This window comes from Clostridium oryzae (assembly GCF_002029235.1).
Lineage (GTDB): Bacteria > Bacillota > Clostridia > Clostridiales > Clostridiaceae > Clostridium_AE > Clostridium_AE oryzae.
The window spans coordinates 1-8064 of sequence record NZ_MZGV01000109.1 but is presented as its reverse complement, the minus strand read 5'-3'; the positions used below and the strand labels follow the sequence as shown (position 1 = coordinate 8064).

Below are 8064 nucleotides of genomic sequence, written 5' to 3'. Positions count from 1 at the left end.
TTATTACATATCTTTATAATGTTCCTATTATATGCAAGTATATAAGTATATTTCAATATATAACCACATTATAGTGCTGTCATATATTTCAAATGCGAATAATAAAAGTCCAGGTTACTTTCCTGGACTTTTATATATGAAATTCTAACTCAATGTTATTTCAAATAATCTTGCTGTAAATTGTTTTGGCAGTTCAACCGTCAAAGTTTTGTTTATACTATTCCAACTGTATTTGCAATCTTCTATATTAGGATAAGCACATCTTACATAAACTGCTTTTTCTCCTGTATAGTTAATTGGTATAATACAATTTCCGGTGGCGCTATTTCTTCTCCAAACTGCTACGTATATCTTATTTTCAGCTTTAAGTCCAAGACTTACCCATGTATCTGAGAACTTGGATAAACCTAAAGGCCAGAATGGTACTGAGCTTTTTATATCATTTCTTATAGTTTTATAATAATCTAATGCCTCTTTGACAAGTGCTTTTCGCTCATCAGCAATTTGAGCCAAATGTCCGCTTTGATGAATACGAAGAAGCATAGCATTAACCATATTAAAGATAACTTCATCTTTATCGCCTTCATTCATTGGATACGACCATATGGCAGATTGCTCTGGAGTCAATCCTGATGGAGAGTTAGCTGCTATCGTAGCGTAACGTCTGTAATCATCTTGATCGCTGGTGGATTGAATCGAATATCTCTGCAGCATAGCATAGTCTAAGCGAAGCCCTCCACTTGAACAATTTTCAATTATAAGATCAGGGTATTTGTTAAAAATACTGTCCAGCCAGGCTAAATATGCTCTTTCATGTCCTAATAATCCGTCACCTATACTATCTGTATTAATCTCTGTTCCGATACCAGGTTCAATGTTATAGTCCATTTTAATATACCCTACTCCATATTCATCTATAAGCCTGTCAATAACTCCATTTACATACTTAATAACCTCTGGATTTCTGAAATCAAGCTGATAACGCGATCTATCATGTACCTTTTTTCCATGCCTAATAAAGAACCAATTGTCAGGAACCTCTGATGCCTTAGGACATTTTATACCCATAACCTCAAGTTCCAACCATACTCCTGGTATCATTCCTTTGCTTCGTATATAATTTGTAACTTCCTTCAAACCATTTGGAAACCGTTCGCTCGATTCCCTCCATTCTCCTACATTATCCCACCAGAAACCTGAAGAATACCAGCCTGCATCTATACAAAAATATTCGCATCCTGCTTTGCTGGCAGCATCAATTAATGGTAATTCCTTTTCAGTAGTAGGATCAGCCCAGAGGCAGTTCATATAATCATTAAAGATGATAGCTAGGCTTTCATTGTCTTTATTGGGGCGTCTTATCTTTCTACGATATTTAGTAAGCTCGCCCATTGCAACATCAAAATTTCCTGCCGTTACACCTACTGCAACTGGAACAGATACAAATTTATCATTAGGCTTAAGATTTTTATACCAGTGGGATTCTGTTTCTGTAGGACCACTGAGCGCCAAATATAAATGGGCAGCCTGGTCTGAAATCTCCCAGTGCCAGGAACCATTGTGCTCTATCTGCCAAAAAATATTTGTTGATGTTTCTGTATTCTCTAAAAATCCCATTGGAAGATATTCCTTTGTAGACCAATTTCCAGTATTTGATATACCAATAGCCTTAGAAGAACGCTGCTCAATAGTAGGCTGTGACTGTGCAATGCCAAGCTGTTCCAATGTATATGTCTGCCAATCCATCTCTCTTTGCCAGGAATTATGAGGTATCTTAAGTTGCATTTTTTCATCTCTTGGAAGTATGCCTTCTTTTTCGATTCCAGTATAATTAAAAGATGATATATACTCTAATGTAAAAGTTTCATTACCTTTATTAAAAACTTCACTCCAACTCCGTATTACAGAAACTCCGTCATAAAATTGAATATGACTTACCACAGTAGCACCTGTTGCTTGATCAAAAGTTGTGATTTCCAGCTTTCTTCCCAGTTTATTTCTATAATCCTTATGTTCTTTATACTTCATCCTATACCCCGGTGCGGTAACTATATATTTAGTGCCATGACGTTCTAACGGCCTATCCAAGCCTGAAATATTAAGCTCAACCAAATTGAAACTACCTTCTCGGGTCTTAGATACAATATCTCTTTCATTAAACGGAAGAGCTGAAAAATGCAGCAGTTTTATCTGATTTTCATCTGTTATTTCTAGCACCATATTAATCTTGTTTTCAAATATATTTATTCTTTCCATGCTGTTACTCCTTACATTAATTAATTTCATCAAGTGTACGCTATATATATATTAGCTGTGAGTAATGAGTCACCTAACTGTTTCATAAATAAATTATGAGCTCACGCTAAAACATGGTTTTGAAACTTCAATCTTAAAATCATGTTTTATAATGTCTATATAAATTTCCTCCCATTATTCAAACTTCTACCTTTAATATACAACATATTTTTTCGATATACTAGTACTCTTATTAAAAAAATGTAAAGGTTTGCTTTTAGCAAAAATTTAAAAAATCTGTGTATAAAAAATTGATAACAGCACACACTATAATAAAATTTTTAATATAGGAAGGATGATGAAAATTGAACAGAAAATACAGAGTTTATATAATAATTTTCGCCGCATTTTTATCCATATTTCCTTTTTTAAGAATAAAAACCGAAGCTAAGCAAGTATTTAATTATCAAAACCATCTATATAATCAATCAGAAATGCTTTTAGATTCCTCCACATATAATATACTTCCTAACAATTTTAGAAAGACTTCAGATTTAACTTTATTAAAAAAGTATGGTGGGTTGAATCAATCGGGTCTTTATAGGTTAAATATTTCTGGTAGTGCTCAGTTTTCGAAGCAAAATCTGCTTTCGCTTTTAAAAAATATTAACACTCCTCTAAATAAAGTTGTAGTTGATTTAAGGGAAGAACCTCATTGCTTTATTAATGGAATTCCTGCCAGTTGGTCTAACTTAAGAAAAGACAAAAATATAACTGTTACCTCAAATCAGATTTTAGCTGATGAAGCAACTGAAATAAATAATATTAAGCTCAAAATTCCTATTAATTTTTGCAATAACAATACTCTGTCAATTGTTCCACATAGTATCAAAAATGAACAAAGTCTTGCAAAATCCCGCAAATTATCCTACATACGTATTCCTGTTTCAGAAGACAGAGTGCCTACCGATGACATAGTCGATTCCTTTGTAAAACATATTAAACAACAGCCTGTTGATATATGGCTTCATTTCCACTGCAGAGACGGTGTTTCAAGAACTACCACATTTATGATTATGTATGATATGATGAAAAATTATAACAAAGTACCTGCCGATGATATTATAAAGAGACAACTTATTTTAGGAAACTTTAACAATGCTCAGATTAAATCATTTTCTGATCAAAAAGTATGTACTTTTCTTAATAATTTCTACAAATATTGTAATCAAGCTGGTAATAGTTTTAGTATTTCTTGGAGCCAATGGAAGCAAAATCAGAGTGTACACCATAAAAAATTATCTTTAATTAAAATTTTCCCCGAAGTTACTTCTTCCTATATCAAAAATTCAGCAGTATCAATTTTTCTTTATTCGTTTATGAACTTATAGGACTTTAGACTTTCCAGATTTCACGAAGGGATGCAAAACAGTTATAAAGAAAATACCAATAAACAAATAAATAGGAAAAGTAATATAGAAAATAATACTTTGTAAATGCATAGAGTCAGTATAGGGCAAGAAATGATTGGAGGGGGCATTTTTCAGCCGACGGAAATCACTTGTTGCCCTTATCTACCCCATATTGCTTGCATTTCATCACAATTTTTAAGCAATTCGTCTAATGTTCCTTTTGCATAAACTTTCCCATCCTTCATTACAATTATCTGATCTGCTTGCTTAAGGGCAGTTCTCCTGTTTGATACCACCAAACATGTGGCTTCTTTCTTTTCAAAAACTCTTGTCCAAAGCTTGTTCTCTGTCTCCACATCTAATGCACTAGAAATATCATCAAAAACCATTAATTCTGATTTTCTTGCAAACATACGCGCAACTGCAACTCTTTGTATCTGTCCACCAGAAAGCTTCATGCCTTTAGGACCTATAACAGTATCTAGTCCATTTTCAAAAGTATTTATATCCTGATCCAGCACAGCTGAATATATAGCTTCATTAACAGTTGCTACATTTTCTGAAAGTCCAAGTAAAATATTATTTTTTACTGTATCACTCATCAGGTTAGGTACTTGAGGTGTATATGCACTTTGAGGAGCTGTAAAAAATTCACCGGGTTTTTGTATAACTTTCCCATTCCACTGTACATTTCCGCTGTCCGCTGGTAAAAGTCCCAAAAGCACCTTTAGAAGTGTAGACTTTCCCGAACCTATACGTCCTGTTATTACTGTGAAAGTTCCTCTCTTTAGTGAAAAGCTTACGTTGTCTATGCCAATACCAGAGGAATCATATTTATAAGAAAGATTCTTTATTTGTATACTTTGCAGCGGACTTTGTAATATATCACTACAATTAGTTGTTTCCCTGTATTTTAATTTTCTTGGTTTTAAATAAAGATGGTTATGTTTAACAACTGACTCAGCTAACGTTTCCTGCATTAAATCTGCCATTCGTTTAAAAGATATCTTAGCCTGCTTATTATGTGCAATAAACTCTCCGAAGAAACCTGTAAAATCGGCTACAAAATTAAGATAATATATGAATAACGATAGATCTCCAATTGTCAAATCACCATTTTTCATAGATACCGCTGCAAGCAGAAGTATAAATCCTGTACCTATATTTACAGTATTCTGAAATATCGAATCTAATACCTGCATCAAAAGAGAGTCTTTCATCATCATCTTATGCCTTTTTTTATTTAGTCCTTCAAGATAATTTAAAACATTTTCCTCTTCTCCTGCGACTTTTACTGCCTGAACTGCTGCAAATATTTCTCCCATAGCACCTGTCACAATACCGGTAGCTTCTCTTGCAGCCCGTCTATATTTCTGCAGCTTAGAACTGAGCATCTGAACAATACCTACTATAGCTACAAGCGGTGTAAAAACTACAAGAGTTATTTTTACATTTATACTCATCAATATAACAATAGCTACCGCTGCAAACGCTAAATCTCCAATAAAATCTAAGGTCCAGCTTATCGAATTCTCAACCGTTTCAGCATCATCACGAAAACAATTGAGTGCTTCACCAGCGGGCCATGGAATAGAACATGCTCCAGGTTTTTGTAATATGCTCTCAAAAATATTTCTTCTAAGCAGAGCACTCATGATAAACCTATGAAGATTATCTACTCCGGCTCCTATATATATATTAACTATCCTACCAGCAGCATAGGCTACTGCTACTGCTACCACAGCCAATAAGCTGAAATCAAATTTTCTTTCGTCTCCAAGAATATCAAAAAATATCTTTATAATAACTCCCCATAACAGCGGTTCAACATGTATCAGCACCCAAAGAAAACAATTCAACGTGTATAGTCCTTTTTTATAGGTCATCATTTTCCAGAGGAGTTTGAGTACATTTACCTTCTCTTCACTGCAGGTTTCGTTTAATTTTGTCTCCATTAAGCCAACGCCTCCTCTATACCATAGTTTAATAATTCATTTAATCTTGAATTCTTATTTCTTATCAAATCTTTTCTAGTTCCATATTCAAGTACTGAACCTTTATCTAGAATCAATATGTCATCTGCTTTTTCAACAGTCCCAAGCCTATGTGCTATAATTATGCAGGACCGTCCTTCAATTAGTTTTTCAAGGGCTGCATCAACTAATTTTTCAGTTGCAGGATCAAGTCTCGAAGAAGCCTCATCTAAAATTATAAGTTTAGGATTTCTAAGAAAAACCCTTATCAATGCAAGCAGCTGCGCTTCACCAGAAGACATTCCTCCTCCCGGACTTATTACAGTATTAAGCCCATCACCCAGCTTTTCATACCAGTTTCCAAGACCCATATCATAGATTGTGCCAATGATCTTATCATCGTTAATTTTCTTATTAAAGAATGTAATATTATCCCTTACGCTTGCATTAAAAAGCTGAACATCCTGTGTTACATACGCTATATTCTTTCTTAAATCTTCAGGTTCGATATCTTTTAATAATGTATTGTTTATACTAATCTTTCCTGTTTTAGCATCATAGAATCTTACTATAAGCCTTGCTAAAGTAGTCTTACCACTTCCTGTACACCCTAGCACTCCCAATATTCTTCCATATGGCAGTTTAAACGAAATGTTCTTAAGTACAGGAGAATCTTCTTCGTATTCAAAACACACATTATCAATATTAAGAAATAGCTTATTTTCATTGACACTTATTTTTTCTCCATGCTCAAGCTGTGATTTAATATTAAATAATTCATTAATTCGCACAATACTTGCTGATGCTTTTTGCATTTCCTGAAGCTGTTCCCTAAGTTGAGTTAAAGGTTTTTCCAATAGCTGAATATAATTTATCATTAGATATACGGTACCTATCGTAACATTTCCTTTGTACCATAAATATCCTCCCAATGCGAATATCATCGCATTTCCAATGCCGAAAACTCCTTCTAAAGTCATCCATATCTTATAGCCTGAGAGATTAGCCTTTAAACTTATAGGCAGCCACTTCTGCAGCACTGAAAAAAATCTGTTCATCACGTATTTAACTGCTCCACTAGATTTAATGTCCTCTGTACTAGCTATATGCTCACCAAGGAATCCATAAAATTTAGCTGTGATCTCACGATTTTCTTTAAAATTCTTTACTGCTCCCTGCTGAACTTTCCATATGGCGAAAAGTGAAAGCACCAAAAATATTGTAACCGCTGCTCCTATCATTACATTCTTTATCATTAAAAGAACTATTATTCCAATTACTAACAATGCATTATTACCAAACTTTATTAGAAGCTCTGAAAAGAACTTAAACAGTGCAGTTACATCACCATCAATTCTCTCAACAATCTCTCCAGCCTGATGTTCCTTAAAAAATGCCATATCCAAACCTAAACAGTGTTTTACTAAGTCAAGTCTCAGCCTGTTAGTAGCACTCCATCCTATATTCTGACTCAAGTAGGTAGAGATTACAGCCAAAAGCTGCTGCATAAAAGCTGCTGATATAAATATTATTGCTGCAATTATAAGTGCATTTATAGGTTTTTTTGCTGTAATTCCATCAATAAAGTAGCTTACTATCTGAGGGTTAATCAGTTGAATTGTTATACTTACTATCATAACTATTGATAATAAAAGTATTTGTAATTTGCTGTGTTTTAAATATTTTGACAAAAGTTTAGTGTAATTATTTTTCGAGATTTTCATTTATCCCATTCCCTCCTTGTTAAGCAAAAAAAATCGCAGATACTTGTTCTGCGTTTTCATGAAAAATTACATAAAAAAACCGCAGGTCCAACATAACCTGCGGTATAAATATGCTATTAAATTTACAACTTGATATAAATCTTCCACATAGTAAGGCCGGTCATGTTCAAATTATTATTTTTAGATACTCTATTTATAAATGCCTTTTTCATTGTATGACCTCCTTTTCCAAAATCTTTTATTACTAGTCTAATATATCATCCATTTCAATATCTTGTCAATAAGTAGTTTTTTAATTTGCAGCTTAGAAATATTTCAAAACATATTATTATATTTTTCTGCAAGTCCATGTGCATTTTATCTTTGCATCAATGCATTAATATTATTTTAATACGCTGATAAGCTAATTAAAAGATTAAGAACGTTTCTGTATCAAAGTTGATAGTATATACTCAGCCATTTCAATTTTTGTTCCAGTTGTCTATATGCAATCTTGCTACTTATTTAAATTTTTTAATTTTTTTGGTTAAATCTTTTTTCACTATTGACTCTGACGTAACGTAATAGTGTATTGTATAATTGTACTCAAGCGAGATAGTGTAAAGTTTGCTATGAAAAAAATTTAGAGAAAAAAAGTAGGATTGAAAAGAGAAAAAGAAGAAAAAAAGCAAGGAAAAATAGGTAGGTGAAGGAAGCCGCCACCCTTGACAGCATGACAAA

General features: G+C 33.3%; 4 protein-coding genes. 1 reads left to right on the top strand and 3 read right to left on the bottom strand.

What is annotated here, in order from left to right; genetic code table 11:
• Positions 1 to 144: 144 nt before the first annotated feature.
• The gene (locus tag CLORY_RS21895) at positions 145 to 2256 is read right to left on the bottom strand and encodes an alpha-galactosidase (protein ID WP_079428557.1); all 2112 of its coding nucleotides are present in this window, start codon (positions 2254 to 2256) and stop codon (positions 145 to 147) included.
• 344 nt (positions 2257 to 2600) lie between these two features.
• Here CLORY_RS21895 and CLORY_RS21890 point away from each other — a divergent pair, with 344 nt between their 5' ends.
• A complete protein-coding gene (locus CLORY_RS21890; protein WP_079428555.1) occupies positions 2601 to 3626 on the top strand; it encodes a fused DSP-PTPase phosphatase/NAD kinase-like protein in 1026 nt (341 codons plus the stop codon).
• 179 nt (positions 3627 to 3805) lie between these two features.
• Here CLORY_RS21890 and CLORY_RS21885 read toward each other — a convergent pair whose 3' ends face one another.
• Both CLORY_RS21885 and CLORY_RS21880 read right to left on the bottom strand, forming a co-directional pair.
• Positions 3806 to 5602, bottom strand: coding sequence for an ATP-binding cassette domain-containing protein (locus CLORY_RS21885; protein WP_079428553.1), 1797 nt, complete (start codon positions 5600 to 5602; stop codon positions 3806 to 3808).
• The gene (locus tag CLORY_RS21880) at positions 5602 to 7344 is read right to left on the bottom strand and encodes an ABC transporter ATP-binding protein (protein WP_079428551.1); all 1743 of its coding nucleotides are present in this window, start codon (positions 7342 to 7344) and stop codon (positions 5602 to 5604) included. Before CLORY_RS21880 ends, CLORY_RS21885 begins: the two co-directional genes overlap by 1 nt.
• Between the last annotated feature and the right edge of the window lie 720 nt (positions 7345 to 8064).